General features: G+C 72.9%; 25 protein-coding genes and 3 pseudogenes. 15 read left to right on the plus strand and 13 right to left on the minus strand.

Annotation, left to right across the window (positions count from 1 at the left end; translation table 11 throughout):
* Nucleotides 1-83: 83 nt before the first annotated feature.
* From ACIQUT_RS12295 to ACIQUT_RS12310, 4 genes are all read right to left on the minus strand, one after another.
* Complete coding sequence (locus tag ACIQUT_RS12295) at nt 84-719, minus strand: hypothetical protein (RefSeq protein WP_403562142.1); 636 nt, start codon at nt 717-719, stop codon at nt 84-86.
* On the minus strand, nt 706-2,355 hold the full coding sequence (locus tag ACIQUT_RS12300; protein ID WP_403562144.1) for a substrate-binding domain-containing protein: 1,650 nt from the start codon (nt 2,353-2,355) through the stop codon (nt 706-708). The genes ACIQUT_RS12295 and ACIQUT_RS12300 overlap by 14 nt, the downstream gene beginning before the upstream one ends.
* Nucleotides 2,356-2,462: 107 nt before the next feature.
* The gene (locus ACIQUT_RS12305) at nt 2,463-3,674 is read right to left on the minus strand and encodes a toxic anion resistance protein (RefSeq protein WP_403562146.1); all 1,212 of its coding nucleotides are present in this window, start codon (nt 3,672-3,674) and stop codon (nt 2,463-2,465) included.
* Between the two features lie 12 nt (nt 3,675-3,686).
* Entirely contained in the window at nt 3,687-4,757 is a 1,071-nt protein-coding gene (locus ACIQUT_RS12310) for a hypothetical protein (RefSeq protein WP_403562148.1), read from the minus strand.
* A 167-nt stretch (nt 4,758-4,924) separates the two neighbouring features.
* Between ACIQUT_RS12310 and ACIQUT_RS12315 the strand changes: the two genes are divergently transcribed.
* Together ACIQUT_RS12315 and ACIQUT_RS12320 are read left to right on the plus strand one after the other, a co-directional pair.
* The gene (locus ACIQUT_RS12315) at nt 4,925-5,413 is read left to right on the plus strand and encodes a hypothetical protein (RefSeq protein ID WP_403562150.1); all 489 of its coding nucleotides are present in this window, start codon (nt 4,925-4,927) and stop codon (nt 5,411-5,413) included.
* A 47-nt stretch (nt 5,414-5,460) separates the two neighbouring features.
* Complete coding sequence (locus ACIQUT_RS12320; RefSeq protein WP_403562152.1) at nt 5,461-5,898, plus strand: hypothetical protein; 438 nt, start codon at nt 5,461-5,463, stop codon at nt 5,896-5,898.
* Between the two features lie 153 nt (nt 5,899-6,051).
* Here ACIQUT_RS12320 and ACIQUT_RS12325 read toward each other — a convergent pair whose 3' ends face one another.
* Nucleotides 6,052-7,263: a pyridoxal phosphate-dependent aminotransferase gene (locus ACIQUT_RS12325; protein ID WP_403562154.1), complete on the minus strand. Its 1,212-nt coding sequence runs from the start codon at nt 7,261-7,263 to the stop codon at nt 6,052-6,054.
* Nucleotides 7,264-7,602: 339 nt separating this feature from the next.
* Here ACIQUT_RS12325 and ACIQUT_RS12330 point away from each other — a divergent pair, with 339 nt between their 5' ends.
* The 5 genes from ACIQUT_RS12330 to ACIQUT_RS12350 all read left to right on the plus strand — a co-directional run bounded on the left by ACIQUT_RS12330 (nt 7,603) and on the right by ACIQUT_RS12350 (nt 12,354).
* The gene (locus tag ACIQUT_RS12330; RefSeq protein WP_403562156.1) at nt 7,603-7,854 is read left to right on the plus strand and encodes a hypothetical protein; all 252 of its coding nucleotides are present in this window, start codon (nt 7,603-7,605) and stop codon (nt 7,852-7,854) included.
* Nucleotides 7,855-8,326: 472 nt separating this feature from the next.
* Nucleotides 8,327-8,854, plus strand: coding sequence for a hypothetical protein (locus ACIQUT_RS12335; protein WP_403562158.1), 528 nt, complete (start codon nt 8,327-8,329; stop codon nt 8,852-8,854).
* Nucleotides 8,855-8,862: 8 nt separating this feature from the next.
* A complete protein-coding gene (locus ACIQUT_RS12340) occupies nt 8,863-11,355 on the plus strand; it encodes a caspase family protein (RefSeq protein ID WP_403562160.1) in 2,493 nt (830 codons plus the stop codon).
* Between the two features lie 46 nt (nt 11,356-11,401).
* Entirely contained in the window at nt 11,402-11,878 is a 477-nt protein-coding gene (locus tag ACIQUT_RS12345) for a macro domain-containing protein (RefSeq protein ID WP_403562506.1), read from the plus strand.
* A 128-nt stretch (nt 11,879-12,006) separates the two neighbouring features.
* Nucleotides 12,007-12,354, plus strand: a complete 348-nt coding sequence (locus ACIQUT_RS12350) for a hypothetical protein (RefSeq protein ID WP_403562162.1) — start codon at nt 12,007-12,009, stop codon at nt 12,352-12,354.
* Here the strand turns inward: ACIQUT_RS12350 and ACIQUT_RS12355 are convergent.
* The 3 genes from ACIQUT_RS12355 to ACIQUT_RS12365 form a co-directional block, all read right to left on the minus strand.
* Nucleotides 12,347-12,586, minus strand: coding sequence for a DUF397 domain-containing protein (locus tag ACIQUT_RS12355; protein ID WP_403562164.1), 240 nt, complete (start codon nt 12,584-12,586; stop codon nt 12,347-12,349). The two genes, ACIQUT_RS12350 and ACIQUT_RS12355, sit on opposite strands and share 8 nt — an antisense overlap.
* Entirely contained in the window at nt 12,583-13,377 is a 795-nt protein-coding gene (locus ACIQUT_RS12360) for a helix-turn-helix domain-containing protein (protein WP_403562166.1), read from the minus strand. The genes ACIQUT_RS12355 and ACIQUT_RS12360 overlap by 4 nt, the downstream gene beginning before the upstream one ends.
* A gap of 113 nt (nt 13,378-13,490) precedes the next feature.
* Entirely contained in the window at nt 13,491-14,288 is a 798-nt protein-coding gene (locus ACIQUT_RS12365; RefSeq protein ID WP_403562167.1) for a hypothetical protein, read from the minus strand.
* Nucleotides 14,289-14,423: 135 nt separating this feature from the next.
* On the opposite strand from ACIQUT_RS12365, the gene ACIQUT_RS12370 reads away from it, so the two are divergent.
* Nucleotides 14,424-14,834 carry an ATP-binding protein gene (locus ACIQUT_RS12370; protein WP_403562168.1) on the plus strand — a complete coding sequence of 137 codons (411 nt, stop codon included), beginning with the start codon at nt 14,424-14,426 and terminating at the stop codon, nt 14,832-14,834.
* On the opposite strand, the gene ACIQUT_RS12375 is transcribed toward ACIQUT_RS12370, so the two are convergent.
* The gene (locus ACIQUT_RS12375) at nt 14,828-16,021 is read right to left on the minus strand and encodes a S8 family peptidase (protein ID WP_403562170.1); all 1,194 of its coding nucleotides are present in this window, start codon (nt 16,019-16,021) and stop codon (nt 14,828-14,830) included. The two genes, ACIQUT_RS12370 and ACIQUT_RS12375, sit on opposite strands and share 7 nt — an antisense overlap.
* A 371-nt stretch (nt 16,022-16,392) precedes the next feature.
* Between ACIQUT_RS12375 and ACIQUT_RS12380 the strand changes: the two genes are divergently transcribed.
* Nucleotides 16,393-16,767, plus strand: coding sequence for a protease inhibitor I9 family protein (locus ACIQUT_RS12380; protein ID WP_403562172.1), 375 nt, complete (start codon nt 16,393-16,395; stop codon nt 16,765-16,767).
* Between the two features lie 48 nt (nt 16,768-16,815).
* On the opposite strand, the gene ACIQUT_RS12385 is transcribed toward ACIQUT_RS12380, so the two are convergent.
* Both ACIQUT_RS12385 and ACIQUT_RS12390 read right to left on the minus strand, forming a co-directional pair.
* Nucleotides 16,816-17,289, minus strand: coding sequence for a hypothetical protein (locus ACIQUT_RS12385; protein WP_403562174.1), 474 nt, complete (start codon nt 17,287-17,289; stop codon nt 16,816-16,818).
* Between the two features lie 117 nt (nt 17,290-17,406).
* Entirely contained in the window at nt 17,407-18,015 is a 609-nt protein-coding gene (locus tag ACIQUT_RS12390) for a hypothetical protein (RefSeq protein ID WP_403562176.1), read from the minus strand.
* 335 nt (nt 18,016-18,350) lie between these two features.
* Here ACIQUT_RS12390 and ACIQUT_RS12395 point away from each other — a divergent pair, with 335 nt between their 5' ends.
* The 3 genes and pseudogenes from ACIQUT_RS12395 to ACIQUT_RS12405 all read left to right on the plus strand — a co-directional run bounded on the left by ACIQUT_RS12395 (nt 18,351) and on the right by ACIQUT_RS12405 (nt 20,075).
* Nucleotides 18,351-18,965 carry a GNAT family N-acetyltransferase gene (locus tag ACIQUT_RS12395; RefSeq protein ID WP_403562178.1) on the plus strand — a complete coding sequence of 205 codons (615 nt, stop codon included), beginning with the start codon at nt 18,351-18,353 and terminating at the stop codon, nt 18,963-18,965.
* A 240-nt stretch (nt 18,966-19,205) separates the two neighbouring features.
* Nucleotides 19,206-19,301, plus strand: a pseudogene (locus tag ACIQUT_RS12400) (NAD(P)-dependent oxidoreductase); the annotation flags it as partial.
* A gap of 117 nt (nt 19,302-19,418) precedes the next feature.
* Nucleotides 19,419-20,075 carry a hypothetical protein gene (locus ACIQUT_RS12405; RefSeq protein WP_403562180.1) on the plus strand — a complete coding sequence of 219 codons (657 nt, stop codon included), beginning with the start codon at nt 19,419-19,421 and terminating at the stop codon, nt 20,073-20,075.
* Here ACIQUT_RS12405 and ACIQUT_RS12410 read toward each other — a convergent pair.
* Entirely contained in the window at nt 20,041-20,502 is a 462-nt protein-coding gene (locus ACIQUT_RS12410; protein ID WP_403562182.1) for a nitroreductase family deazaflavin-dependent oxidoreductase, read from the minus strand. The two genes, ACIQUT_RS12405 and ACIQUT_RS12410, sit on opposite strands and share 35 nt — an antisense overlap.
* 109 nt (nt 20,503-20,611) lie before the next feature.
* Here ACIQUT_RS12410 and ACIQUT_RS12415 point away from each other — a divergent pair.
* Both ACIQUT_RS12415 and ACIQUT_RS12420 read left to right on the plus strand, forming a co-directional pair.
* A pseudogene (locus ACIQUT_RS12415) lies at nt 20,612-21,681 on the plus strand (LysR family transcriptional regulator).
* Between the two features lie 102 nt (nt 21,682-21,783).
* Complete coding sequence (locus ACIQUT_RS12420) at nt 21,784-23,244, plus strand: APC family permease (protein WP_403562184.1); 1,461 nt, start codon at nt 21,784-21,786, stop codon at nt 23,242-23,244.
* A 484-nt stretch (nt 23,245-23,728) separates the two neighbouring features.
* Here the strand turns inward: ACIQUT_RS12420 and ACIQUT_RS12425 are convergent, their stop codons facing one another.
* Nucleotides 23,729-23,923: a hypothetical protein gene (locus ACIQUT_RS12425; protein ID WP_403562186.1), complete on the minus strand. Its 195-nt coding sequence runs from the start codon at nt 23,921-23,923 to the stop codon at nt 23,729-23,731.
* Nucleotides 23,924-24,245: 322 nt separating this feature from the next.
* Between ACIQUT_RS12425 and ACIQUT_RS12430 the strand changes: the two are divergent.
* Nucleotides 24,246-25,121, plus strand: a pseudogene (locus ACIQUT_RS12430) (carbohydrate-binding protein); the annotation flags it as partial.
* Between the last annotated feature and the right edge of the window lie 3 nt (nt 25,122-25,124).

Below are 25,124 nucleotides of genomic sequence, written 5' to 3' on the forward strand. Positions count from 1 at the left end.
TGTGGGAGCCCCCGACCAAGCGGTTTCCCACCGTAGTGGGAGCCCCCGACCAAGCGGTTCCCACCGCAGCCACGGCCTGCCTGTCAGGAGCGTCCGCGCTCCTCCAGGTAGGCCGTGTGCGTTTGCTGGCGGCGGGCCTCCGTCTCGCGGAGGTCCGCCGCCACCCGCTCCGCCTCCTCGTGCAGCAGCTCCAGCTGCCGCTCCAGGTGCCGCTCCGGCGACTCCCCGCCCGGGGTGAGCCGGGTCCACCACCGGGTCCGGTTGAAGGTGTCCACGCACTCCGGCACGTCCACCTCGATCGCCCGCGACAGCGCGTGCACCAGCTCCGGCTCCCCGGCCAGCACGTCCGCCACCCAGCCCGGATCCAGCAGGGCCGCGTACAGCTCGACGAGTTCGGCGAGCCGCCTCCCGGCCGGCTCCGGCAGCTCCACCGCGGCCAGGTACTCCCGCAGCCGCCCGAACTGCTCGCGCACCCCGTTCAGCTGCTCGGTGAGCCCCGCCGGCGGGGGCGGTGCCGGCCGCTCGGGCGGGGCGACCAGCGCCCCCGCCCCGTACAGACCGGCCACCACCAGCGGCCAGTAGGCCCCGGCCGCGCCCGTGAGGGCGAGGGCCACCCCGGCCACCCCGCAGGCGGAGCCGGCCAGGTTCTTCTTCGACTCCAGGCAGCGGAGCGCCCTGCTGGTTGTCCCGGCTCTGCTGGTTGTCCTATTGGTAGCCACGGATCTCCTCGAAGGCCCCGCGGAGCGAGTTGTTGCCGCCGGTGGCGTCGAAGAGGCGCCCGCCGGTCACCTCGGTGATCCGGGTGAGCTCCTTGCGGTCGGAATCCCCGAACAGCACCGCGAAGACCGGGGTGTGCCGCTGCGCCTCCGGCAGGGCCGCGTGGAAGGACTCGAAGTCCTTCGCCTTGTCCCCGCTCTGCCCGTCGGTCATCAGCACGATCGAGGTGAACGCGTCCGCGTTGCCCTTCCCCAGGTGCTCGTACGCCGCCCGCAGGCTCGCGTACACCGCCGTGCCGCCCTCGGGCCGCAGCGCGCCCGCGTCCTTGCGGATCCCGTCCAGCGCCGGACCGGGGTTCCCCGGCTCCACGACGTGGGTGAGGACCTGCTTCACCTTGTCGCCGAAGGGCAGCAGCGTCACCTCCTCGCGGTCCCGGAACCGCTGCCCGGGACCCGAGTTCCCGGTTCCCGTCAGCTCGGTGAGCGCGTCCCGCAGCCGGCCGATGCGGTTTCCCTCCGCCATCGAACCGGAGGTGTCCAGCACGTACACCGTCCGCGAGGGCCGGCGCAGCTCGTTCTCGTACGAGGCCAGCAGCCCGTCCGCGACCTGCCGGCTGCCCGGGAACGGCAGCTCGCGCCGCTTCTCCGGGTTCAGCCCGCCCGCCGGGGCCACCCCGGCCGCCACCGGCCGCCGGAAGGTCCTCTCCGTGATCAGCTTCTGCGCCTCGGTGCCGCGCAGCCAGTCGGTCAGGGACCGCCCGGACTCGCGGGCCCCGGCCGGCGCAGAGGTCAGCAGGGTCAGCGGGTAGGGGGCGGTGACGACCCCGTCGCGCGGCCGGACCACCGTCAGGTCCGTCTTCGCGTCCCGGTTCATCGCCAGCAGCACGGACTCGTAGTTGACGAGCGCGTCCACGTCCCCGCGCTTGGCGTACGCGGTCGCCAGCCAGCCGGAGGAGCCGGAGGTCAGCTTCTGCCCGGCGAAGAACTGCTTCAGCTTGGGCTGGGCCGTCTTCACGTCGGCGTCGGACAGCGCCGCCTGCGCCCCCGACAGCCCGGACGCCACCGAAACCAGCGCCGAGAAACCCGAGTTGGAGCGCACCGGGTCGGTCATCCCGTACGTCAGCCTGCCCGCGGCCACCGCCTCGTGCACCGCGGACCAGGTGACCTCCTCGGGCTTCCAGCCGAGCCGGGCCAGCGCGTCCGGGCGCACGCCGAGCGCGACCGGCGAGGACATCACCGGGGTCTCGCTGCCGATCTTCACGGCCGCCTCGGGCCGCAGCCGCAGGTAGTCGTTGGAGGACAGCCAGATCGCGTCGTACTTGCCGTCGGCCTTGCCGGAGGCGACCTCCTCGGCCGCGTCCAGGGTGCCCGACCAGGTCAGCTCGACGCTGATGCCGGTGGCCTTCTTCGCGGCCTTCAGCACCGGCTCCATGTCGGAGAGCTCGCTGGAGGCCAGCACGCGCAACGTGCCGTCCTTGTACGCGCTCGCGGTCTTCCCCGACCCGGCCGACTCGTCGGAGGTACACCCCGCCGCCCCCACCAGCGACACACAGACGAGCCCGACGAGCAGCTTCAGCCGACCCCGCCCCCGCCCCCGCCCCAGTCCCCGCCCCTGCCCCAGTCCCTGCTCCTGCCCCATCCAGCCCCGCCGGCGCTTGAGGCGCGGGGGTCTGGGGGCGGAGCCCACAGTTTCGGGAAGGGGCGGGGTGGGGAAGGGCCCCGCGCAGCGGCACACCCCGGCCCCGCTCACAGCGCACCCCCCTCGACGGCATCGGCCGCCCCCGCCCGCGCCCGCGCCCGCGCCAGATACGCGGAGGCCGTCTGCAGCTCCCCGCTCAGGGCGTCGACGGTGGCGGCCATGGTCTCGGCGGCCTCCACCTTGAACGTGTCGATCGCCTCCAGCGTCTCGTAGATCTGCCCGAACGCCGCCCGGAGGGTCTCGGCCCCCACGGCCGGGTCGGCGGCGATCCGCTGGATCTCCCCGCTCTGCGTGGCCAGCATCTCGGCGTTCCCGCGGATCAGGTCCTCGGTCGTCGAGCGCAGGGCGCTCACCTGCTCGGTCACCTTGCGCTGGTTGTCGAGGGCCGACGCGAGCATCACCGCGATGCGCAGTGCCGACACGGTGGTCGTCGCCGCCCGGTCCACCCCCTTGATCAGCTCTTCGTTGCTGCGCCGGACCACGTCCATCGCCAGGTAGCCCTGCGCGCACACGGCGAGCTGGGTCAGCAGGTCCTGGTGCTTCTGTCGGACGGGGAACAGCACGTCGGCGCGGAGCGCGTCGGCCGCCTGCGGGCCTGCCGTCTCCGGGTCGGCGTACGCGGCCTCGGCGATCCGCTGCTCGACGGCGGTGTCCAGGGCCTCGGTCAGCAGCGCGTACTCCTGGAGCCGGCCCATGGTCTCCCACAGCCGGGCCCGTTCCGTGTGCAGGGCCGCGTTGTCGCGGCGCAGCTCGTCCTGACCGCTGCGCAGTGCGCCGACGATCCGGTTGAGGGTGGCCTGTGCGGAGGCGTACTTCGCGACGTGGTCGCGGAACCGGTTCCCGCCGGGCAGCCTGGACAGCAGGCGGCGCGCGCCCCGGCCCGGGGTGTCCCGCGGGTCGAGGTCCTCGACGGTGCGGCGCAGCTCGACCAGCGAGCCCGCGACCCGCGCCTGGGGGTCGCCGCCCTCGGAGCCGAGGGCGCGCACGGCCCGCTCCAGCATCCGGTTGGACTGCCGGTCGGCGGTGCGCATGTCGGCCGCGCCGAGCCCGGTGACCTCGCCGATCCGGGCGGCGAACTCGGGGGAGCGCGGGTCGATCCCGGTGAGCGAGCCGGCGTACTCCGCGGCCCGGCGGGCCACTTCGGCGCGGACGGCGTCGTCGAGCGGGACGAGGCCGGAGGCCTGCTCCCGCCGGACGGCGGGCACGGGTTCGGGTGCGGTGAGGACGAGCGGGTCGTCCTCGGGAGGTGAGAGTGTCATGTGTGGGTCCCCCTAGCCCTTGGCGCGCTCGGCCAGCGCCGTGAGGATCTTGACGGTGGGTGCGCCGACCTGGCGGATGCCGGTCAGCTCCGGGTTGAGGTACGCGCCGTGCGCGGCGGTTGCGGCGGTGAACTCGGGCACGCCGTCCTGCGGCCGGAAGCCGTGCCGGACGGCCAGTTTGCGCAGCGCGGGGTCGGTGGCCAGGAGGGTGCCGAGCTCGCGGGCGGCCTCGCTGATCGGGACGAAGGTGTGCGGGGAGTTGACGGTGGTGTCCGGGTAGAGGACGACCATGTCGGCGGGGGCCTGCTTCTGCTGGACCAGGGCGGCGACCTGGGCCTCGTAGGCGAGGATGAGCGGCTCGCCGCTGCCGCTGATGAAGGAGCGGAACGGGTCGTCGGTGCTCGGTTCCAGGGCGCCCTGGACGGAGATCAGCTTCCGCATCAGCGGGGCCGTCCGCCCGATCGCCGTGTCGTCGGCGACGACCTTGTTGTCGTTGGCGACGTTGGAGGTGGCGGCGAGGAACAGTGCGCCGGAGTTGGAGGTGGCCGGGTCGGTGGTCTTGATGAACACGGTGCCGGTGAGTTCGGGGTGGGCGGTGGAGCCGGGCAGCTGCTGCCAGGTCCGGTCCTCCCCGGCGGCTTTGAGGTAGGGGCCCATCAGGAGCGTGCCGGAGTTCCTGCCGGTCATCCTGGCCAGGCCGTTGTCGGCCAGGACCTTCGCCGCGTTGGCGCGGGCGATGACGACGAGCGGGGAGAAGAACGGCCGCGTGGTCTGGGCCCCCTTGATGCCGGCCGCGGTCTCGATCTCCGGGGCGGGCTCGCTGCTGGAGGGGAACGCGAAGTCGTACTTCTTCAGCGGGAGCCGGTCCATGGCCCAGGAGCCGGACGTCTCGGTCTTCACGGTGTAGCCCTTGTTCTTCAGGGCCTTGACGACATCGGGGTCGCGGAAGAACTCCGCCTTCTCGGATCCGATGACGCCTTCCACGGTCTTCGTTGCCGTGGGCTCGGTGCCTTCCAGGAGGATGACGGCTGCTACGCCGCCGAGCAGGAGGACACCCAGCACGATTGCCAGGATGCGTCTCACGGGAGGCAGCCTGCTCACGGAAACCCACATTCCGCGAGGAGTTGGGTGAACGCCGGGTTACCGGGTGGTCCCACTTCGAAATGCCGTATGAATCCGTGGGTGCTGGCAGCGGGGGCGGCGGGCCGTCAGGATCGGGGCATGGCCGTGGCGTGAGCGGGAGCGTGAGCGTGAGCATGAGCATGAGCGCGGTGAAGTGGCAGGGCTGGGTCGTCGGCCTGTTGGCCGTGGCCGCCCTGCTGGTGTTCGCCCCGCTGGGCCTGTACGTGTGGGCCGGCGACGGCTCGGGCGGCGCGCCGCCGCCCCGGGCTGCGGTGGCGGACGTACGGGTCACCGGGTGCCGGGTCGACGCGGCGAGCCGGCGGGTGGTGGCGGCCGTGGAGGCGGTGGGCCGGCCCGAGGGCGTCGGCGCGTACGTCGTCACGGTCGAGTTCCGGGAGCAGGCCGAGCCGGTGCCGGGCGGGCGCGCGGCGCAGGCGCTGGTGAAGGTGCCCGGGGTGGCCCCCGGCGCGGTGGAGCGCGGGGAGGCGGTCGGCCCGGTGTGGCAGGCGGCGGCGGTGCCGTGGTGCGGGGTGGCGGCGGCGGAGTTCACGCGGGCGGAGCCCACGCCTGCGGAGTACACGCCCGCGGAGGTCATTCAGGATCGAGCTCAATTTTAGAATGAATCCAATGTAGGATGGTCTCCTGACCCGCAGGAGGCCACCTCATGTACGAGCCGATCCGGACCAAGCCGGCCGTCCACCGTGTGGGCGGCCATCATGCCGGCAGCCACGACGGCCGCCACGACGGCCGCGGCAGCTATCCGCACAGCACCCGGGCCGAAGCGCTGGACCACCAGCTCGCCGGCCACCTCTCCGCCCTGCTCACCGTCACCGACCAGCTGGGTCTCGACGGCGAGGGGGCCCGGATCGCCGCCCAGGTCACGCGCCTGCGCGGCAGCGAGCCCGTCCGTGCGCCCCGGGCGCAGGAGGCGGACCCTGCCGCCCTCCACCGGCGCGCCCACGACCTCGCAGGCCGGGCGCTCGTCGTGGCCGCGTCCCGTGCCGACACCACCGTCGCGATCCTCGCCGCCGAGCGGATGGACGCGCACGCCGCCGCCCTCGCCCCGGACCCGGCTCCCCGGGACCTGGCCGGGCGCCCCTGACCGGCCCCGGCCCGGGGCCGCGCAGGCTCCGGGCCGGGTGCCATGGTGTGGGGAGGGCGGGGTCTCCGTTTCGGCGGGCCGTTGCCGTCGCCGTCGGTTTCGGCTGGCCGTTGCCGTCCGTTACGGCTGGGCGTAGCCGTCCGTAGCCGTCGGTTACGGCTGGCCGTAGCCGTCCAGGAAGTTGCCGATCCGCGTCACCGCGTCCGCGAGGTCCGTCGCGTTCGGCAGGGTCACGATGCGGAAGTGGTCCGGCTCGCTCCAGTTGAAGCCCGTACCGTGCACCACCATGATCTTCTCGGCCCGCAGCAGGTCCAGGACCATCTGCCGGTCGTCCTTGATCTTGTAGACGGCCGGGTCGAGCCTCGGGAACAGGTACAGCGCGCCCTTCGGCTTCACGCAGGTGATGCCCGGGATCTGGGTGAGCAGGTCGTACGCCGTGTCCCGCTGCTCCAGCAGCCGCCCGCCGGGCAGCACCAGGTCCTCGATGGACTGCCGGCCGCCCAGCGCCGTCGCCACCGCGTGCTGCGAGGGCATGTTCGCGCACAGGCGCATGTTGGCCAGGATCGTCAGGCCCTCGATGTAGGACGCGGCGTGCTTCTTCGGGCCGCAGACCGCCATCCAGCCGGAGCGGTAGCCGGCGACGCGGTAGTTCTTGGAGAGCCCGTTGAAGGTGAGGGTCAGCAGGTCCGGGGCGATCGCGGCGGTGTTCGTGTGGGTGGCGCCGTCGTACAGGATCCGGTCGTAGATCTCGTCGGAGCAGACGATCAGGTTGTGGCGGCGCGCGATGTCGGTGAGGCCCCGCAGCATCTCGTCGTCGTAGACGGCGCCGGTCGGGTTGTTCGGGTTGATGATGACCATCGCGCGGGTGCGGTCGGTGACCTTGCGCTCGATGTCGGCCAGGTCCGGCATCCAGTCGGACTGCTCGTCGCAGCGGTAGTGGACGGCGGTACCGCCGGCCAGCGACACGGCGGCCGTCCACAGCGGGTAGTCCGGTGCGGGGACGAGGACCTCGTCGCCGTCGTCGAGCAGCGCCTGCATCGCCATCTGGATCAGCTCGGAGGCGCCGTTGCCGAGGTAGATGTCCTCGACGTCCAGCTCGATGCCCTTGGTCTGGTAGTGCTGCATGACCGCGCGGCGCGCGGAGAGCAGCCCCTTCGCGTCCCCGTAGCCGTGGGCGCTGCCCAGGTTGCGGAGCATGTCCTCAAGGATCTCCGGCGGGCAGTCGAAGCCGAAGGCTGCGGGGTTGCCGGTGTTGAGCTTGAGGATGCGATGACCTGCTGCTTCGAGCCGCATCGCCTCTTCGAGGACGGGGCCGCGGATCTCGTAGCAGACATTGGCGAGCTTCGTTGACTGGATCACCTGCATAACAGGAGCTTAAGGGTCCGGGGGGTGGGCGGCGGAGGAATTCGCGCTGCAGGATGGCGGTGGAAATGTCTGCTTTCCGTAACAGGTGGGTGGGGGTGCGGTCCGCCCTTGGAAACGCGGGCCGGGGTCCGGCTCCGCCTGCGGAATCCGCGGGTCGCGGCGGGTGAGCGCGGCGCGTGTTGCGCTCGTCACTTACTGGTGGGTGGGGTCTGTGGGCGGGCAGGCCGTGTGGATTACCTGAGTACGCCACCTGAGTACGCGGGCTCATGCGGGCCGGCTGTGTCCCGGCGGAGGCTGGACCTCCGGGACGGGGCGGGGACGGCACGGAGAGGTGGAGCGGTGGATTTCGCAGTAGGCGACATGACGATCACGACGGTGGGCACGGACGGCGACGACCGGGCGATCGAGTTCCTGGTACGGCCGCACCGGCCGAGCCGCGGGCCGGGGACCTTCGTGGACGGGCGCTTCGCGATCTACCGCGAGCACGGCCGCGGCTGGGAGGACGCCCGCCTCGCCCTCGACCCGGCGTCCGGCAGCGTCCCGATCGCCGCCGTGGAATGGGCGGTGGAGTTCGCCCGCGAGTACCTCTGACCGGCCGGGGCGGGGGCGGGGCCGGGCGGGGTGCCCGTCGGGCGGGGGCGGAGAGGTGTCCGGGGGTTTCCCGGCTGCCCATTGTCCTTCCGGTGCGGGCCGCCCTGTAAAGGGCGCTCCTCCTTCGTCGTCGCGTCGCTGAAGCGATGGCCTTCGGCCACCCTTGACAGACCGACCCGCCCCGGAATGCCAACAGACAGCCGGGAAGCCCCAGAGGAACGGCCAGGGGGGACGAGACCCGGAACGGCCCCGTCGGAGCAGCAGGCCCCGGCTGCGCCTTGCCAGGGCTTTGCAGCACCCCGACGGAAGGGGCGCGGGGAACTGCGCGACCGGCCACAACGAGCCCGCAGACGACCACCGGCCGATGTGGCCGTTTCCCGGGTCCGGCCCGGCCTGCGGTGCCAGGATGGGAGTCCGGTGGCATCCGGTGGCTTCCGGTGCACGACTGCCGGGCGGTGAATGAGGGGGATTCATGCGCATCGATCTGCAAGTCCGGGGTGATCGGGCCGAGGTGCGCTCGCTGTACAAGTGGCTCTCCCGCGATCCCGAGCTGCGCCGGACCGCCCGCATCGAGCTGGCCGGGCAGGAGCCCCGGCCGGGGGACATGGGCGACATCCTGGACCTGGTGACCCTGGTCGTCGGGAGCGGCTGGTCCGCCGCTTCGCTCGGGGTGGCCGTCGCGGCCTGGCGGGGGACGCGCCCGAACCCGCCGGTGGTCACGGTTCGGCGCGGCGATCTGGAGATCGTCCTTGCCGGTGCCGACGAAGCCCAACTCCGGCAGGCCGTGGCCCTGCTGGACCAGCCTGCCGCCCCTGCCCCAGTCGAAGGGGCCGATTCGACGGGCAGGCCCGCGGGGGCGGACATCACGGCCCGCCCTGCTGGGGCGGCCGACTCGGCCGAGGCTGCTGTGACCGTCCGGGCCGACGGGGCCGACGGGGCCGACACTGCAGCGGCTGACGCGGCAGGCGGGCTCGGTGGTACCGGCGAGCCGGGGGCGTAGGGCGGCCCATGCCGCTGCCAGACCCGGCCGCCTCCCGTGCCGTGCTCATCGGTGTCGGCGACTACCTCGACCTGCCGAAGCTGCCGCATGTCGCCTCCAACCTCGCCGACCTGCGGACGCTGCTGACCAGCCGCGCCTCCTGGAACCTGCCGGCGGCCCACTGCACCGTGCTTCCCGAGCCGTCCACCCCGGCAGAGGTCCTCGACGCCATCCGCGCGGCCGCAGCCCAGGCCACCGACACCCTCCTCGTCTACTTCGCCGGCCACGGCCTCTTGGACCCCGACACCGACGAGCTGTTCCTCGGGCTCCCCAGCACCCGGACCGGGGACCCGTACACCGGGATCGAGTACCGCCACCTGCGCCCCGCCGTCATGAAGGCCCCGTCCCTGCGCCGGGTGGTGGTCCTCGACTGCTGCTACAGCGGGTTCGCCGTCAACGCCATGAGCGGCGGCACGGACCTCGCCTCCCACGCGAAGGTCGAGGGCGTCTGCCTCCTCGCGGCCGCCCACGCCATCGCCAGGGCCGAGGAGGGTGCACGGAACACCGCGTTCACCGGGGAGCTGCTCCGTGTCCTGGAGCACGGCGTGGCCGACGGCCCGGCCCTGATCGACCTCAACACCCTGTACGAGCAGGCCCGCGCCCGGCTCGTCGCCCGAGGCCTCCCGGAGCCCCAGAAGAGCGACCTCAACACCGCGGGCAGTCTTGGAGTGGCCCGCAATCCGGCCTACCGGCCCAACCTGGCGAAGCCGGAGCGGGCGGCCCGGCCCGAGCCGGGCCCGGATCCCGACCCGGATGCCGAGGAGCCGGCCGTGCGATACGTCCGCCGCAAGAACGGCGGGCGCATGCTGTTGCTTGTGGCAGGCCTGTTCGCAGCCCTCGTCGCCACCTGGAGCCTCGCCGCCTACGGAGACGTCACGACCCTCACGGCGGAGCTGTCGCGGGCAGAGCGGAACGGGCAGTCGACCGAAGGGATTCAGGCGCGGATTGGAAACGCCATTGTCAGTTCCTCCCTGCTCCTTGTCGTGCTGGTCGGCTGGCTGGGTGTTCGGCGCTTCCTGGAGCCCTACGGGTTGGAGGTCTCCGCCGACGAGGTCGTGCTCGTTCGGGGGAAGCCCGGCCAGCCCCGCCGCCGCTACCGGTACGCGTGGCATCGGATCTCCGAAGCCCGGCTGGCCTGGTGCCCGCACCTGTTCTCCCGCACCCGCGGGACGTACTACCTGGTGCTGAACCTGCTGCCCGACACCCCGAGGCGCAGCTACCTGTTCCTCGGTCGTGCTCGGCGGTCCCGCCGCCTCGGCGGGGTGATCGCCGCCGACGTCTCGCGGCTCGACTGCACGCCGGAGCAGATCGGCAAGGTGCTGGAGCGGTTCGGCGGACCGGTGTGGAAGCCCGCCCCGGAGGCGGAGCGCCCGCCGCCGTACGCGGCTCGGCGGCGATTGCGTCGGACTTCCGCTCCCGGCCAGGGGTTCCACCGCACCACGCGGCGGGCGCGGCTCGCCGTGCTTGCGTTTCTGCTCGCCGCTGTCGCGGCGGCACCGGCGGTGCTGGTCCTGACCGACTCGACCCGGCACCTCGATGTCCTCGATGGGGTGCGCCTGCTGCTGTGGACCCTGTTCTTGTTCGTCCCTGTGCTTCCCCCGGTGTTCTGCCTCTGCTTCCCGGGTGCTCTCACCCTGGACGCGGAGGGCGTGACCTACGTGCATCGGGGTCGTACGGCCCACTGGCCGTGGAGCGCCGTCGCACAGGTGGGCGTCGTGTCGTGGCGGCGGGGCAAAGCGTCCAACGGGGCGCTGTTCGTGCGGCCGCTCGACCCGGGTGGTGCGGACAGGCAGGCCGCACGGTGGGGCCTGCCGTGGTGGGTCCCCCGGCTGGGTGGGGTGGTCGTGTGCGACCTGTTCTTCCTCGGCGCCCGGCGGGCCGAGGTCGAGTCGGCGCTGGAGCGCTTCGCCCCGCATGTTTGGGATCCCCATCCGCGTCCCGAGCACGGGATCGTCCGTGACGACGAGGACGGGGCTCGGTTCGAGGGCAGTGTGCCGGGCTGGCGCACCCTGGCCGTCGGGGTGGTGTCCTCTACCCTGCTGTTTGTCCTCTCCGTCAGTCTGCTGCCGGCCGGGCAGGGTAGTTTCCTGCTCCTTTTTTACTCGGACTTGCTCGTCGTCTTCACGATGCCGTTCCTCGCCCGGGACAGGTGCGCCCTGGTCCTGGACCGGCAGAACTTCACGCTGCAGATACGTGGCCGCAGCCTGGACATTCCGTGGGAGGACATTCACCTGGTGACCCGCAGGAGCACTGACCTGCGGGACCCCAGCCGACACCAGCTGGTCGTGTGGCTGCGGGAGGGTGCGGCCTCGCGGTACTCGCACACGTGGCGCTTCCGCGTGGCGGCGTCCGGCGGGGAGCTGAGGGTGCTCCTGCTGGACGCGAAGGATCAGTTCCTGCCGCTGCCACGGGCCCGGGTCGACGCGGCCCTGAAGAGGTTCGCGGGAGACCGGTTCAGGTAGGGGCGGTGCTGTCAGTGGTCCCGATTACGGTGGGGAGATGATGGCCATGACACCGCTGAGGATCATTGACGGGGATGCGACGAGCCCGCAGGCAAAGGGGCCGAAGATCATTGCCCATGTCTGCAACGACATCGGCGGCTGGGGCAAGGGCTTCGTCCTGGCCCTGTCGAAGCGCTGGCCGGAGCCCGAGGCCGACTTCCGGGCCTGGCACCGCGGCCGGGCGCAGAACGACTTCGGGCTGGGCGCGGTCCGGCTGGTCCGGGTCAAGGACGACACCTGGGTCGCCAACATGGTCGGCCAGCGCGGCATCCGCACCGGCAGCGCGGGCGTCCCGATCCGTTATGACGCTCTGGAGCGTTGCCTGGTCGCTCTCGGGGATCACGCCCTGGAGCTGGGCGCCTCCGTCCACATGCCGCGGATCGGGTGCGGGCTGGCCGGCGGCAAGTGGTCGCGCGTCGAACCGCTGGTTGCGAAGGCGCTGTCCGAGCGGGGCGTCGCGGTGACGGTGTACGACCGGAGTTGACGCCTGCTGGGCCGTTCGGGGGAGAGCGGAACGATTCGGCGCCGACCGGCAGTGACCTCCGGTACGCCCCGCCGGAAAGGTGGTTCCCGCACGTAGTTGCTTGCTCCTTGTGAGAGGAACCCCCAACCATGCGTCTTCGCAATGCTGCCGCCGCCGCGTTCGGTGCGCTGACCCTTGTCCTGACGATCCCCACGTCCGCCGTCGCCGCCACGGGCGAATTCACATACGTCTACTCCGGCCTCGACGGTCGCCCGCAGGTCGGCATTCTGGAGAACCCGGTGAGCCGCGAGTGCTTCACCCTGCCGGAAGTCGCCGACCCGGGCTCCAGCAGCCCCGCCCACTCACCGCGCAACCGGACGAACTCCACGGCGACCGTGTTCACCGAACCCGACTGCGAGGGCGACCGGTTCACCCTGCGGCCCTTCACCGGCTACGGCTCTGAGCGGCTGAAGCTGCGGTCCGTCGTCTTCAGCTGATCCGGCTCAGGAAGGCTTGCCAGGCCTCGGCGGGGACGGCGAAGGTCGGGCCGTCCTCGCCGAGCTTGGAGTCACGGACGTGGACGGCGTGGGCACAGGCCGCCACCTCGACGCAGAGCTGGCCCTCGTTGTTGCTGTAGCTCGACTTGTGCCAGTCGAGGGCGACTTCTATGCAGGCACTGCCTTGGACGTCGCTGTAGCTTGACTTGAGCCGCGCGAGTCGAGTGCTCATAGCTCCTCCGCGAGTCGTTTGATGAACTCAGCTGAGTCCGTGGCGCTGAGGGCGTCCGCGCGGATCCTCCCATGTGTCTGCCTCAGCTTGCTGACTTCCGCCGGAGACGCGTGCATCACACTCGTGTTCTGTCCTTCGCACCACGCCCATGTCTGGTGGTCCTGGGTCTCCAACAGGACCAGTGGTCCTCGAAGGGCGGGAGCGAAAGCGTGCCCCTGTGGCAGCACCTGGACACTGACATTTCGCGCTTCGGCCGCTTCGAGCAGGTGGAACAGCTGTCGTCGCATGGCTTCCGTGCCGCCGACCCCGGTGCGCAGGGCAGCCTCGTAGATGGTGAACCCGTAGTGAGTGGTCACGCGGCGGGCCATCGTCGCTTGCCGGTGAAGGCGAAAGCGGACCCGTTCCTCGATCGTCTCGTCATCCGCCGGTGGGCAGGCCTGGTTCATGAGGGCCCGCATGTACTCCTCGGTCTGCAGAAGGCCGGGAATGAACAGTGGCTCGTACGAGAAGAGGGCGAGGCAGTCGGCCTCGGTGGCCATGTACTCCTCGGGCGGATGCGTCTCTGTCTCCGGCCTCATGTAGTCCGCGCCGGCCGCCAGTTTGCCCCTGGCCGCAAACATGGAGTCCGCGATCTGGAACAGGTGGAGGCTCGGGCGGCGGCGGCCCTGTTCCATCGACTTCACGTACTCGGCGGCGTAACCGGCCTCCTCGGCCAGTTCCGCGCGGGACTTGCCCGCTTCCGTGCGCCAGAGCTTGATCTGGTTGCCGCCGTACCGCCATGCCTCGCTCATCGTGCCCCGCCCCTCGGCCTGCCGTTGCTCGCCCGGCCCATACCCGGCCGGGGATGCCCCGGACCATCGATCACACGATCGAGCGCACTTTGGCCGAAGTGCCGCGGGCGGCCTCAACTGCGTGCGTGCAGGACCTTCGTCAGGAGGCTGCCGCCGACGATCAGGGCCACGCCCAGCCACCACACGTTGGCGTCGAAGACCAGGACCGCGATGCCGACCGGCACCAGCAGGCCGGCCACCGGGAGCAGCAGCGAGGCGCGGTTCGGCGGTTCACGGCCCAGTCCCTTCGACTCGCGGGCGGCGCGGGCCCGTACGACGTCCGGGTACCAGACGGTGAACCGGAGGGCGGCGACGATCGCCAGGATCTGGATGATCCAGTTGGTCCACATGTTGTCCGGGCTGCGCAGGATGAGGTCGCCGTAGAGTCCGGCGAGGCCGGCCACCAGGAAGGCGAGCCCCCACGCCCCCGTGATCATGTAGTTGGTGCGGAGGAAGGCGGGCGTGTGCCAGATGGCCGGGTCGGTCTGCTCGCGGGCGTACTGGAGCGTGAACGGGACGCCCACGGCCATCGAGCCGAAGGCGATCGCGGTGAGGGTGAAGTTCGCGACCTCGCCCGCGTACGTCTCCAGCCAGGTGAGGGTGCCGTCGCTCGCCAGGGCCCCGATGACGGTCATCGCGCCGAAGAACACCACGTCGGCCAGCTCCAGCAGCTTCCAGGAGCTGCCCCGGTTGACCACGCGGCCCAGGACGACGAGGACGACGGCCGCCGCCAGGGACAGCCCGACCGCGAGCTCGAACCGTCCCGGTCCGACCAGCAGGGAGAAGACGATCCACGGCGACATCCCGACGACGGGGTTCTCCAGGAATCTGGAGAGCGCGCCGGTGGCCGTGTCGGGTGTCTCGGTACGCACCCTTCCAGCGTGCACGCACCTCGGCTGACGGGCCATTCGGCGCCGTACCCCCGCCGGGTACTGCGGGGGTACAGGGGGCCCGCCTCCGGGGCCGTGTCTCGTCGGGGTGCGGGGCCGGGCGGGAGGGTGCGGATCATGGACCACACCTTTGAGTACCGCTTCGTCCGAAGCCCCCGCAGCGTCCGCCTGGCGCGGGCCCTGTTCACCCACGAGGTCCGGGAGTGGAAGCTCCCCGAAGACACCCTGGAGACCGCCGTGCTGCTCGTCAGCGAGCTGATGACGAACGCCTGCCGGCACGCCCGGGTGCCCGCCGGGCGCGAGGTGTGGATGCGGGGCGGCTGGTGCGGCGACCGGCTGCGGGTGGAGTTCCTCGACGCGAACCGGTCCCTGCCCGCGCCGCGGGCGGCCGCGCCCGAGGACGAGGCCGGGCGCGGGCTCGCGATCGTCGCCGCGCTGGCCGCGGAGTGGGGTGCGTACCCGCGGGCCGGCGGCGTCGGCAAGGTGGTGTGGTTCGAGCTGTGCGTCAGCCCCGAGGGGCGTCAGTAGCCGGCGGTGCTGAGGAGCCGGTTGGGGGTGTTGTAGCTGAGGCGGGCCAGGATGTCCTTCGTCGACCGCTGCTCCAGGAAGCCGGCCACCTGGTCCGGGGACTCGGCGGGGTGCGCCGCCTTGTAGAGGGCGGCCACGCCGGTGACGTGCGGGGCGGCCATCGAGGTGCCGTCCAGGGACACGCTGCCGCCGGACAGGCGGGCGGAGACGATCTCCTGGCCGGGAGCGAAGAGGGCGACGCACTGGCCGAAGTTGGAGAAGTCCGTCTCCCGGTCGTAGCGGTCGGTGGCCGCCACCGTCACCGCGCGGGACGCCGAGGCGGGGGAGACGTTGCAGGCGTCCTGCGCCTCGTTGCCGGCCGCGAAGACGGGGAGGACGCCCGCGTCGAAGAGGGCGTCGGCGGCGGTGTTGACGGCGCTGGAGCGGGCGCCGCCCAGGGAGCCGTTGAGGACGGCGGGCTGCTTGGCGTTCTTCGCGACCCAGTCGAGGGCGGCGATGATCCCGGAGTACGTGCCCCTGCCGTCGCAGCCGAGGACGCGGACGCTGACCAGGTTCACCTTCGTGGCCACACCGTACGTACGGCCGCCGACCGTGCCCGCGACGTGCGTGCCGTGGCCGTGGCAGTCCAGGCCGCCCCGGCCGTCGCCGACGGCGTCGAAACCGGCCTTGGCGCGGCCGCCGAACTCGCTGTGCGCGAAGTCGATGCCCGTGTCGAGGATGTACGCGGTCACGCCCGCGCCGTTGCCCTGGACGGTGAACGCGTTGTCCAGCGGCAGCTGCTCCTGGTCGATGCGGTCCAGGCCCCAGGACGTGGCCGCGACCCGCGGCGCGGGCACGGCGGCGGCCGGGACGGGCGGGGCGGTCAGGGCCGCGTCCTCCTCCACGGAGGTCACGCCCGGCAGCACCCGGATCGCCTTGAGCTGGGCGGCGGTGAGGGGTGCGGCGAAGCCGTGCATCGCCTTGGAGTACGTGAACGACGGCTTCACGCCCGACACCGCGGCGACCGCGGCCGGGTCGGCGGTCTTGTCGAGGGTGACGATGTACTGGCCGGGGATCGCGTTCGCGGAGGTGTGCAGCGGGACCGGGACGGGCTCGGGGGTGTCCGCGGCGGCCGCCGGGCCGAGCGCGGCCGGCGCGAGGGCGAGCAGGGCGGCAGCGGTGGTCGTCAGGGGCGCGAGCAGGCGCATGGGCGGGGGCTCCTGGGGGTGGGTCCGGTGGGCAGGCCGTCACGAGGGGCCGTCACCCCGCCGGATACGGCGTCGGGCGGGGCCCTTCCCTGCATCGGTGGCCGCGCGGCCCCGACTTGAACGGCCCGCTCCGTTCGGCCGAGGGCGGCGCACGGGGGCGGGGGAGCGGGCGCGCGCCGGTCGGCAAAACGATTCCCCTGGGCTGGGGCGGGCTTCCCCGTCGCCTCCCGGGGGCTTGGCGGGTCCGGCGAATCCACCCGTACGGCCGGTGCCGCCGCCCGGGGGCGCACTCCGGGGTGTGCTCCCGGAGACCGCCGCCGCGCCGCCGGACGTCGTTGACCCGGGCCGGGCCGGCGTGATCGCCTCGGACCATGCGCACCAGCCTCGGGCGTGCCCTCCCGGCGGCGTTCGCCGCCGCCCTGGCCGCCGCAGCCGCCACCGCCCTGCCCGCCACCGCCGCCACCGCCCCGGCGGGCCCCGCAGCCCGCGAGGTCCGCGAGATCCGCGAGGTTCCTGACGTCCCGGCAGACTGGCCCACGTACATCGTGACCGTCGACCGGGCGCTCGACCCGCTCGACGTCGCGGGCCGGGTCGAGGGCGTCCACCCGCTCCACGTCTACCGCGACACCCTGAACGGCTTCGCCGCCCGCCTCGACCCGGACCAGCTGGAATCCCTCGCATCGATGCCGGACGTCGAATCCATCGAGGAAGACGGCACCGCCTCAGCAGACGGACAGTTCGGGTAGCCGGCTTGGCAGCCCGGCTCCCGGACGGATGCGGCCGGCGAATCGAGGTCAAGCCGAGATGCTGGGCAGCTCCGGCGGAGTGACGGACACATTGATGATCTGCGCGATCGCTTCCAGGCTCCAAGGACCGGAAATCGTGACCCACGCCATCTCGCACTCCAGGTCGACCTCGCCCCCCTTGCCTTCCCAGCCCCGAAGCTCGTGGATGCGCGCCTCGGCCGGCCAGTCGGATCGTGCGGCGGGCAGCACCGAGACGTGGATGCCATCGACAAAGCACGGTCCTGCCTCCCGGAAATCCTCCATGCGGAGGTAGCGGATCCGCGCAAGATGCAGCCACACCGGCGTATCCGGCGCGTCCTCCGCTGCGAAACCGAGTGTCAGGTCTCCCTCGTGCCAAGGTGCATCCATCTGGCACACCACTGTCTGAACACAGTGATCAGCCCATCGAGCGGTAATGCCGGAAATCGCCCGAACCTTCCGGGCGAACGAACTGCACGCGTCGGCCCCATCGAAACCATTCAACGTTTGCTCACCTTCGCGTGCGGTTACACGGATCGCGCGTATACCTGTGATCCTGCGCAGGAGAACAGGGAGTCGGTCGGCGTTCCAACGGTGCGTCCGATTCTTCGGGAGGCTTGATCAGCGCGGGAACGGTTGGCGGTCGCTGCGGAGGACCGTCACTTTGGGGTCCTCCGGGATCGGCTTGCCGGGGTCGGCGGCGGTGAGTTCGGTGGGCCAGTCCGTGTTGGGGTAGACGCCGACGGTGTCGGTGTCGAGGTGAAAGACGGAGTCGAAGCCGGCGGGGCCGGTGATGCGAAGGTCCACGGTGTAGAACGCTCGGTCCTCGCCGTGGTTCGTGATCTTCACCGGCGTGATGATTCCGCCGGGCTCCTTGCGCGGCCTGTAGACGGTGAGGTCCCCGTCGGTCAGGATCGGCACGCCGCGGTCCTCGCCGCCGTCCGTGCCCTGCGGTCCGGGCGTGATCGTGTCACCGCTCGGCGCCGCAGCGGCCCGTTCCTGCCGGGCTTGCTCCTGCGCCGCCTTGACGGGGTCGCCGGCCGCGGATGCAGAGGGGGAGGGGGAAGGCGGGGCGGAAGCGCCGATTGCCTGCTCGTGGCTGTTGACGGCGCCGTTCACCGAGTCCGGTGCACCACTGCATGCCGAGAGGGCGAGGAGGGCTACGGCGACGGTTGTCGCCTTGCCGAGGCGGGCGCGTTCCGCGGGGCGACGCGGTGGCTGCTCTGTCACGGGAGCGGCACCGCCAAGGCGCGGTCGATGAACGGCAACCCACGTGTGATGCATCTGAAGGCCCTCCTGGCACTTGTGGCGCCGGTGCCGGCAGTTGACCCACAAAGCGACTGTCGCTGTGGTCACGGTAGGCATGGGACGCGCCGACTGGACGCGGTGGCCGAACGATTGGCCGAAACGGGTGCGAACGGGAAGCTGTCCCGGCTTGCCTGTGGGGTCGCGGGGTCGCGGCTGCCGCATCGGGTCGGCGGACAACTGCCCTCTCGGAAACGGAGTTGTTGGATCCGGTGGGGTGGGGGACCCCCGTGCGTGGGACCAAGATCATCGCGTGCAGAATGACCGGTATGTCGAATGCGAACACCCCGCGGGCGGCTACGCCCGACGATGCGTCAACCGTCAGCACCACCCTCGCCCGTGCCTTCGGCGACGACCCGATGATGCGCTGGTTCTTCCCCGACGGCGCCTCCCGCGAGGACGGGATGCGCCACTACTTCGCCACCCTCTTCACCCGGCAGTACGGCCGCCACGGCGTCTGCGAGCTCACCGACGCGGCCGCCGCGTTCTGGGTGCCGCCGCACGCCCTCGACAAGGCCGCCCCCGACGCGGAGACCGTCGCAGAGCTCCAGGGCATCCTCGGTGACCGGGCCGGCCTGTTCCGTGACGCCGTCGAGGCGGCCGCCGCGGCCCCGCCCAAGGACCCCCACTGGTACCTGGCCGTCGTCGGCGCCGACCCGGCCGCCCAGGGCCAGGGCCACGGGGCCGCGCTGCTCCGCTCCGGCCTCGCCAAGGCCGACGCGGAGGGCATGCCGGTCGCCCTGGAGTCCTCCAAGCCGGAGAACATCCCGTTCTACGAGCACTTCGGCTTCGCCGTGGTCGCCGAGGTGGAGCTCCCGGGCGGCGGCCCCCGGGTCTGGGCGATGTGGCGCACCCCGCGTCCCGCCGCCGGCTAGCGCTCTGACCGGAGAGGCTCACCGCCTCACGACGCTCCCCCAGCCACCGCTGGGAGGTGCCCACCCAGGCACGGCACCCCGCTGCTTGTCGGACCGCGCGAGTGCGGCGAGATACGAGCTGCGGCCCTCCGCCATGCGATGCGTCCCCCAGGCCCTGCGGGCGGCCTGGGGAGACCCCAGGCACCGGACGCCGCGAGCCGGCGAGCCTTTCCGGCCGGAGCGCGCCGCCCCGACGGGTGGCGCGCCGCCGAGGGCCTGGCCCGCCGCGCCGTGGCGCTCGGCCACGGCGCGGACGGGTTCTCCCGGATCGCGGAGGTCCTGGCCCGCCGCCAGTAGCCGGTGGGCGGGGTCCATCCGGGCGGGGCGCCGGGTCCGTACGGCATGGCGCCGGGGGGCCGGGCGGCCCGCGGCGGATGCTGGGGCCTCCCCGCCCCCGCCGCCCCGGAGAGGCCCGTGAGCGATCCCAGCCGCCGAGGAAGCCCGGCTCACACCCGCGCGGCCCCGGGGTCGGCGTCCGGGGCCGCGTCCGCCGGAGCGGGCGACGACATCCCCGTCCCCGCCCCCGGGGTCATCGGGATCGGGCTCGCGGCGGTGCTCACGTTCGCCCTCGCCCAGGGCTCGTGGCAGTGGTTCGCCACCTTCATCGGGGTGACGCTCCTCGCGATCATGCTCGCCTTCCAGCAGCGGCCGCCGTGGACACCGGACCTCCGCTCCGGGTACACGCGCAGCCTGATCGCGTACGCGCTGGTCGTCGGCCTGTGCGTGGCGATCGCGATCGCCCCCGTGCTGCAGCGCCGGGCCTGGCTGTTCCCGATGCCGGGCACGCGCGGCAGCTGCGCGCTGGCGGGCCGGTACGCGGCCCTGCAGGCGGAGGCCGTGCTGGGCGGCCTGGCCGGCAGCGACCCCGCGGCCCTGGCCTTCGCCCGGCAGGACCAGGGCCGCAAGGCCGTCGCCGACTGCCTCGCGGCCACCACCACCCTGTGGCTGCCCGTGTACGCGGTGGCGGTGGCCCTGCTCGTGGGCGCGGTGGCGTGGACCCGCGACCGGGCCCGGGCGGCCGGGGCGGTCGGCGCTGCTAGTGGTGGGCGCGGGGGGTCGGGTCCAGGATGACCAGGGGGATCGCGCGGTCCGTGTGTTCCTGGTAGTCGTCGAACGCGGGCCACAGGGCCGCCAGGGCCGGCCAGTACACCTCGCGCTCCTCGGCCGTCGCCCGGCGGGCCACGGCCGGGCGGACCACGGGGCCCACCTGGATGCGGACCTCCGGGTGCGCGGTCAGGTTCCGGTACCAGGCCGGGTGCCGCCGGGCGCCCCAGCCGGCCGCCGCGACGACCAGGCGGCCCTCGTCCTCGGCGTAGATCAGCGGGGTGCGGTGGGTGCGGCCGGTGGCGCGGTCCAGGGTGGTGAGCAGGAGGGTGGGGACCCCGTGCCAGAGATGGCCGTCGATGCCGCCCGTGCGCACGTAGTCGCGTACGTGGGCCCGGGCGAGTTCCGGCGCGGGGTCGGCGGGGTGGTCCCAGTCGACGGTGATCGTCTGCATGCTGCCTCCGAGTAACGACCCCCGGTCGGCTTAACGATCCTTCAGCGCGCCCGGATACGGTCCGTCACACCCATGGCGCAACGCAGGTGGTCTGGACCAAGCTCGTGGCATGGATCTGGAGTTGAGGCACCTCAGGATCGTCAGGGCCGTCGCCGAGGCCGGAAGCCTGACCCGCGCCGCCACCGCGCTCGGGCTCGCCCAGCCCGCGCTCAGCGCCCAGCTCAAGCGGATCGAGCGGGGGCTCGGCGGGGAGCTGTTCGTACGCGGCCGGGACGGCGTCCGCAGCACCCCCCTCGGGGAGCTGGTGCTCGACCGGGCCCGGGTGCTCCTGCCCGCGGTCTGCGAGCTTCGGGAGGAGGCCGTCCGCCTCGCCCGCGAAGGCGCCGGGGGCGGCGGGGGCGGCCGGGTCGGCGGGGATACCGGCTCGGCGGCACGCACGGGCCGCTGCTCGGCGGGCTCGTCGACCGGCTCGCGCGCCGGGAGCCCGGAGTGCCCGTGACGACGTACACCTCCTGGTCGGAGCGGGAGATCGCCGGCGCCGTCGCCGCCGGACGGCTGGACTTCGCGCTGGTCGGGGCGTGCGGGGAGAGCGCGCCGCCCGAGCCGGGGCCGGGGACGGGGCCGGGATCGGGATCGGGATCGGGGTCCGGGGCGGCGTTCGCGCCGGGGGCCGGGCGGCCCGTGCTGGCCTGGACCGAGGTGGCGCGCGATCCCGTGCGCGTGATGCTGGCCGAGGACCACCCGCTCGGCAGCCGGACCGAGATCGAGCTCGCCGAGCTGGCCGCCGAGGCCTGGACCGACGTACCCGGCGACGGCTGCTCCGGGGACTGCTTCGCCGCCGCCTGCGTACGGGCCGGGTTCGCGCCGGCATGCGTGTACGAGGCCGACACCGCCTCCTGCGTCCACCTGGTGCAGGTCGGGCGGGCCGTCGGGCTGCGCCGGGCCACCTTCCCCGCCACGCCCGGACTCGTCACCCGTCCCCTCGCCGGGACCCCGCTCGTCTGGCGGCACCTGCTCGGCTGGCACCCCGCGGGGCGGGCGGCGGCCCGGGCCCCCGCCGTCCTGGACCACTCCCGGTCCGCCCACGCGGAGGCCCTGTCCCGCGCGGCGGCCGGCCCCGCTCCGGCTGCGGTTCCGGTTCCGGTTCCGGGCCCGGCTGCCGCAGCCGACCGGGGTTAGCCGACCCGTCAAGCCGTGTCGTATCGGGACATGCCGGGCGCAGCTGATGAGGATGGTCCGCCGGGGCGGTCGACGGCGTCGACGGAAGGTGTGGTGGCGGAGATGGCGGAGAGTCCGGGAGGCGGCGCGCAGGACGGCGGGAACGCCGTCGAGATGGGCGGCTACCAGCAGGAGCTGAAACGGACCCTCGGCTCCTTCCAGGTGTTCGCGATCTCGTTCGCGTTCATCTCGGTCGCGGTCGGGATCTTCGCCACGTACGACGACGTCCTGCTCAACGCGGGACCCGTCGGCATCTGGCTCTGGATCATCGCGGCCATCGGACAGGCACTGGTGGCGCTCGTCGTCGCCCAATTCGCGGCCCGCATCCCGCTCAGCGGCTCCTCGTACCAGTGGGCCTCGCGGCTGGCCAACCCGAAGATCGGCTGGGGGTTCGGCTGGCTGTCCTTCTGCTACCTGGCGGTCGCCGTCGTGGCGATCGCCAACGCGCTCGCCAGCCAGGCCTTCATGCCGCTCTTCGGCATGCAGCCGGACGAGGACACCGCGCGAGTGATCACCCTGGTGGTCCTGTTCCTCCAGACCGTGATCGCCGTGGCCTCCACGCGCCTCGTCAGCCTCATCAACACGGCGGCGGTCGCACTGGAAGTCACCCTCGTCGTGGTGGTCGCCATCGCGCTCGTCCTCGCCGTCGTGATCAGCGGCGACGGCGCCACCGGCAACCTCGTCTCGCGCGGCGTCACCGAGGACGCGCCGGGCTACTTCGCGATCGGCGGCGGGCTGATGATCGCCATGATCATGGGTCTCGCCACCCTCGTCGGCTTCGACTCCGCGGCCAACCTGGCCGAAGAGGCCAAAGACCCCTACCGCACCGTCCCCCGGGCGATCGTGGGATCGGTCGTCGCGGCCGGAATCCTCGGCATGCTGTTCCTGATCACCCTCACCATCGCGATCGACGACATCCCCAAGATCACAAAGAGCGGGTCGCCGGTCGCGGCGATCCTCCGCGACCAGCTGGGGCCGGAGGTCGAGAAAGTGCTGCTGGTCGCGATCACGATCGCGTTCTTCGGCGCCGGGGTCGTGGCGATGGTCGCCTGCGCCCGGCTCGTCTTCGCCATGGCGCGCGACGGGCGCTTCCCCGCGAACCGGCTGATGCGGCGGGTCGGCCCGCGCACGCACACCCCCATCCCGGCCACCGTCCTGATCTTCGCCCTCGGGGTGGTCCTGATGGTCGTCCTGCCGGGCTCGGCACTGCTGGAGCTGATCACGGCGTCGACCATCCTCCCGGCGCTCACCTACGCCGCCACCATCGTCCTGTACCTGGCGGTGCGGGGACGGCTGGGGCGCAAGGAAGGCGCGTTCGACCTCGGGCGGTTCGAGGTGCCGGTCGCCGTGTGCGCGCTGGTGTGGACCGTCATCGCGCTGTTCGTGCTGGTGGCACCGCGGGAGGCGCTGGTCTCCGTCGTGATCGTGGTCGGCCTGCTGGTTGCGGGCGGCGTGTTCTTCCTGGTCATGCTGAAATGCGACCGCGAGGCCCTCGAATCCGAACCGGGCCGGCTCCCGCTCTGACCGGTCCCCTCGCGGGGTGCAGGGCCGGGCCGGGGGCTGCCGCCGCCGGGTCCTGCGGGCCCGTTGTGGCCGATCGCGCAGTTCCCCGCGCCCCTGGCTTCCGGGACCGGATGCCGCTGCCCGGCTGGGGCTGTGCCGGGTCCTGGGGGCGGACGGCTGGTGGTCGGGTGCCGGTTGGCTGTGGCTGATCGCGCAGTTCCCCGCGCCCCTTGGCCTCCGGGAGCCGGGGTTCAGGGGCGCGGGGAACTGCGCGACCAGCCGTCGTCGGCCCGCGCCCGGCATCCGGCGGTCAGTACCCGGCCACAGGCACTCCGCATCCGGCCGCCGGTCTCGACCGGCATCCTGCATTCGGCCGCCGGTCTCGACCGGCACCCCGCAACCCCGGATCCGGTCGTCGGTCGCCGGTGTCGGGGGGTGGACGGCAAAGGGGGGCCCCGGGGCGGAGGGGCGCCCGGGGCCGACCGCAGCCTTGGTACGGGCTCCGTCAGGGGAGGAAGCGCTCGATGACCGCCATGCCCTCCTTCTCCATCAGCTTCCGGGCCTTTTCGACCCGCTCCGGAGTCGGGTCGGCGCCCGTCGCCATGACGAGGTCCTCGGGGTCGTACGCGCCTTCCCCGCCGGTGTTGAGCCTGACCGGCCGGGATGCGGCCTGGGGCTGCTGGTCCGATTCACTTCCCATCGGTGCCTCCATTGCAGTGCCCTGCTTGGTTGCCCCCATCCTCCGGCCGCCGGGTCATGAACGCACTTCGGCGGGCCGCCGCCCGCCGCCCCGGGCCGGGCATAACGCCGTGGGAGGGGTCAACTGGCAGTACCCGGGCTCCCGTTGGGGTTCCTACGGTGTCCGCATCCCCCCGCGGAATCCGAGGAGACCCCCATGTTCAAGCGACACGCCCGCGCGGCGTGTACCGCCCTGGCGGCCGCCGGACTGCTGCTCGCCGGCAGCAGCGGCGCCGGCGCCGCCCCCGCCCCCGCCGCGGCGCAGGCCCTGCGCACCGCCGAACGTCGTGGAGGAGGCCGAGCCGGGCGCCGCCGCCCGCCTGCTCGCCGCCACCGGGACCGACGCCTCCCTGGTCACCGTGGTCGCCACGGCCGAGGCCCCGCGCCCGCTGTACGACCTGCGGGGCGGCGACGCGTACTACATGAACGGCAGCGGCCGCTGCTCCGTCGGCTTCCCGGTCACCCGCGGCACCACCCAGGGCTTCGCCACCGCCGGCCACTGCGGCCGGGCCGGCACCACGATCACCGGCCACAACCAGGCCGCCCAGGGCTCCTTCCAGGCGTCGGTCTTCCCCGGCAACGACATGGCCTGGGTCGCGACGAACACCAGCTGGACGGCAACCCCGTACGTCAAGGGCAGCGGCGGCGCCAACGTGCAGGTCACCGGCTCCGTCCTGCAGCCCGTCGGCGCCTCCGTCTGCCGGTCCGGATCGACCACCGGCTGGCACTGCGGCACCGTCCAGCAGCACAACACCAGCGTCACCTACCCGGAGGGCACCATCTCGGGCGTGACCCGTACGACGGTCTGCGCCGAGCCCGGCGACTCCGGCGGCTCCTACATCTCCGGCAGCCAGGCCCAGGGCGTCACCTCCGGCGGCTCCGGCAACTGCTCCGGCGGCGGCACCACGTTCTTCCAGCCGCTGAACCCGATCCTGTCCGCGTACGGGCTCACCCTGAAGACCACCGGCAGCGACCCCGGCCCCGGCCCCGGCCCGGGCCCGGGCGAGCCGGAGCCCGGCGGCACCTGGAAGGCAGGCACGGTGTACGCGGCCGGCGCGACCGTCACGCACGGCGGTGCGGGCTACCGCTGCCTCCAGGGCCACCAGGCCCAGGCGGGCTGGGAGCCCCCGAACGTCCCCGCGCTCTGGCAGCGCCTGTGACCG

This window comes from Streptomyces sp. NPDC090445 (assembly GCF_044769385.1).
Taxonomy (GTDB): Bacteria; Actinomycetota; Actinomycetes; order Streptomycetales; family Streptomycetaceae; genus Streptomyces.

Coding starts and splice junctions, on each gene's coding strand:
- ACIQUT_RS12300 (WP_403562144.1), bottom strand. CDS start 2,355: ATGGGGCAGGAGCAGGGACTGGGGCAGGGGCGGGGACTGGGGCGGGGG.
- ACIQUT_RS12345 (WP_403562506.1), top strand. CDS start 11,402: ATGACACCGCTGAGGATCATTGACGGGGATGCGACGAGCCCGCAGGCA.
- ACIQUT_RS12355 (WP_403562164.1), bottom strand. CDS start 12,586: ATGAGCACTCGACTCGCGCGGCTCAAGTCAAGCTACAGCGACGTCCAA.
- ACIQUT_RS12305 (WP_403562146.1), bottom strand. CDS start 3,674: ATGACACTCTCACCTCCCGAGGACGACCCGCTCGTCCTCACCGCACCC.
- ACIQUT_RS12370 (WP_403562168.1), top strand. CDS start 14,424: ATGGACCACACCTTTGAGTACCGCTTCGTCCGAAGCCCCCGCAGCGTC.
- ACIQUT_RS12325 (WP_403562154.1), bottom strand. CDS start 7,263: ATGCAGGTGATCCAGTCAACGAAGCTCGCCAATGTCTGCTACGAGATC.
- ACIQUT_RS12360 (WP_403562166.1), bottom strand. CDS start 13,377: ATGAGCGAGGCATGGCGGTACGGCGGCAACCAGATCAAGCTCTGGCGC.
- ACIQUT_RS12410 (WP_403562182.1), bottom strand. CDS start 20,502: ATGCAGACGATCACCGTCGACTGGGACCACCCCGCCGACCCCGCGCCG.
- ACIQUT_RS12340 (WP_403562160.1), top strand. CDS start 8,863: ATGCCGCTGCCAGACCCGGCCGCCTCCCGTGCCGTGCTCATCGGTGTC.
- ACIQUT_RS12335 (WP_403562158.1), top strand. CDS start 8,327: ATGCGCATCGATCTGCAAGTCCGGGGTGATCGGGCCGAGGTGCGCTCG.
- ACIQUT_RS12395 (WP_403562178.1), top strand. CDS start 18,351: ATGACCGGTATGTCGAATGCGAACACCCCGCGGGCGGCTACGCCCGAC.
- ACIQUT_RS12350 (WP_403562162.1), top strand. CDS start 12,007: ATGCGTCTTCGCAATGCTGCCGCCGCCGCGTTCGGTGCGCTGACCCTT.
- ACIQUT_RS12375 (WP_403562170.1), bottom strand. CDS start 16,021: ATGCGCCTGCTCGCGCCCCTGACGACCACCGCTGCCGCCCTGCTCGCC.
- ACIQUT_RS12420 (WP_403562184.1), top strand. CDS start 21,784: ATGGCGGAGAGTCCGGGAGGCGGCGCGCAGGACGGCGGGAACGCCGTC.
- ACIQUT_RS12425 (WP_403562186.1), bottom strand. CDS start 23,923: ATGGGAAGTGAATCGGACCAGCAGCCCCAGGCCGCATCCCGGCCGGTC.
- ACIQUT_RS12380 (WP_403562172.1), top strand. CDS start 16,393: ATGCGCACCAGCCTCGGGCGTGCCCTCCCGGCGGCGTTCGCCGCCGCC.
- ACIQUT_RS12320 (WP_403562152.1), top strand. CDS start 5,461: ATGTACGAGCCGATCCGGACCAAGCCGGCCGTCCACCGTGTGGGCGGC.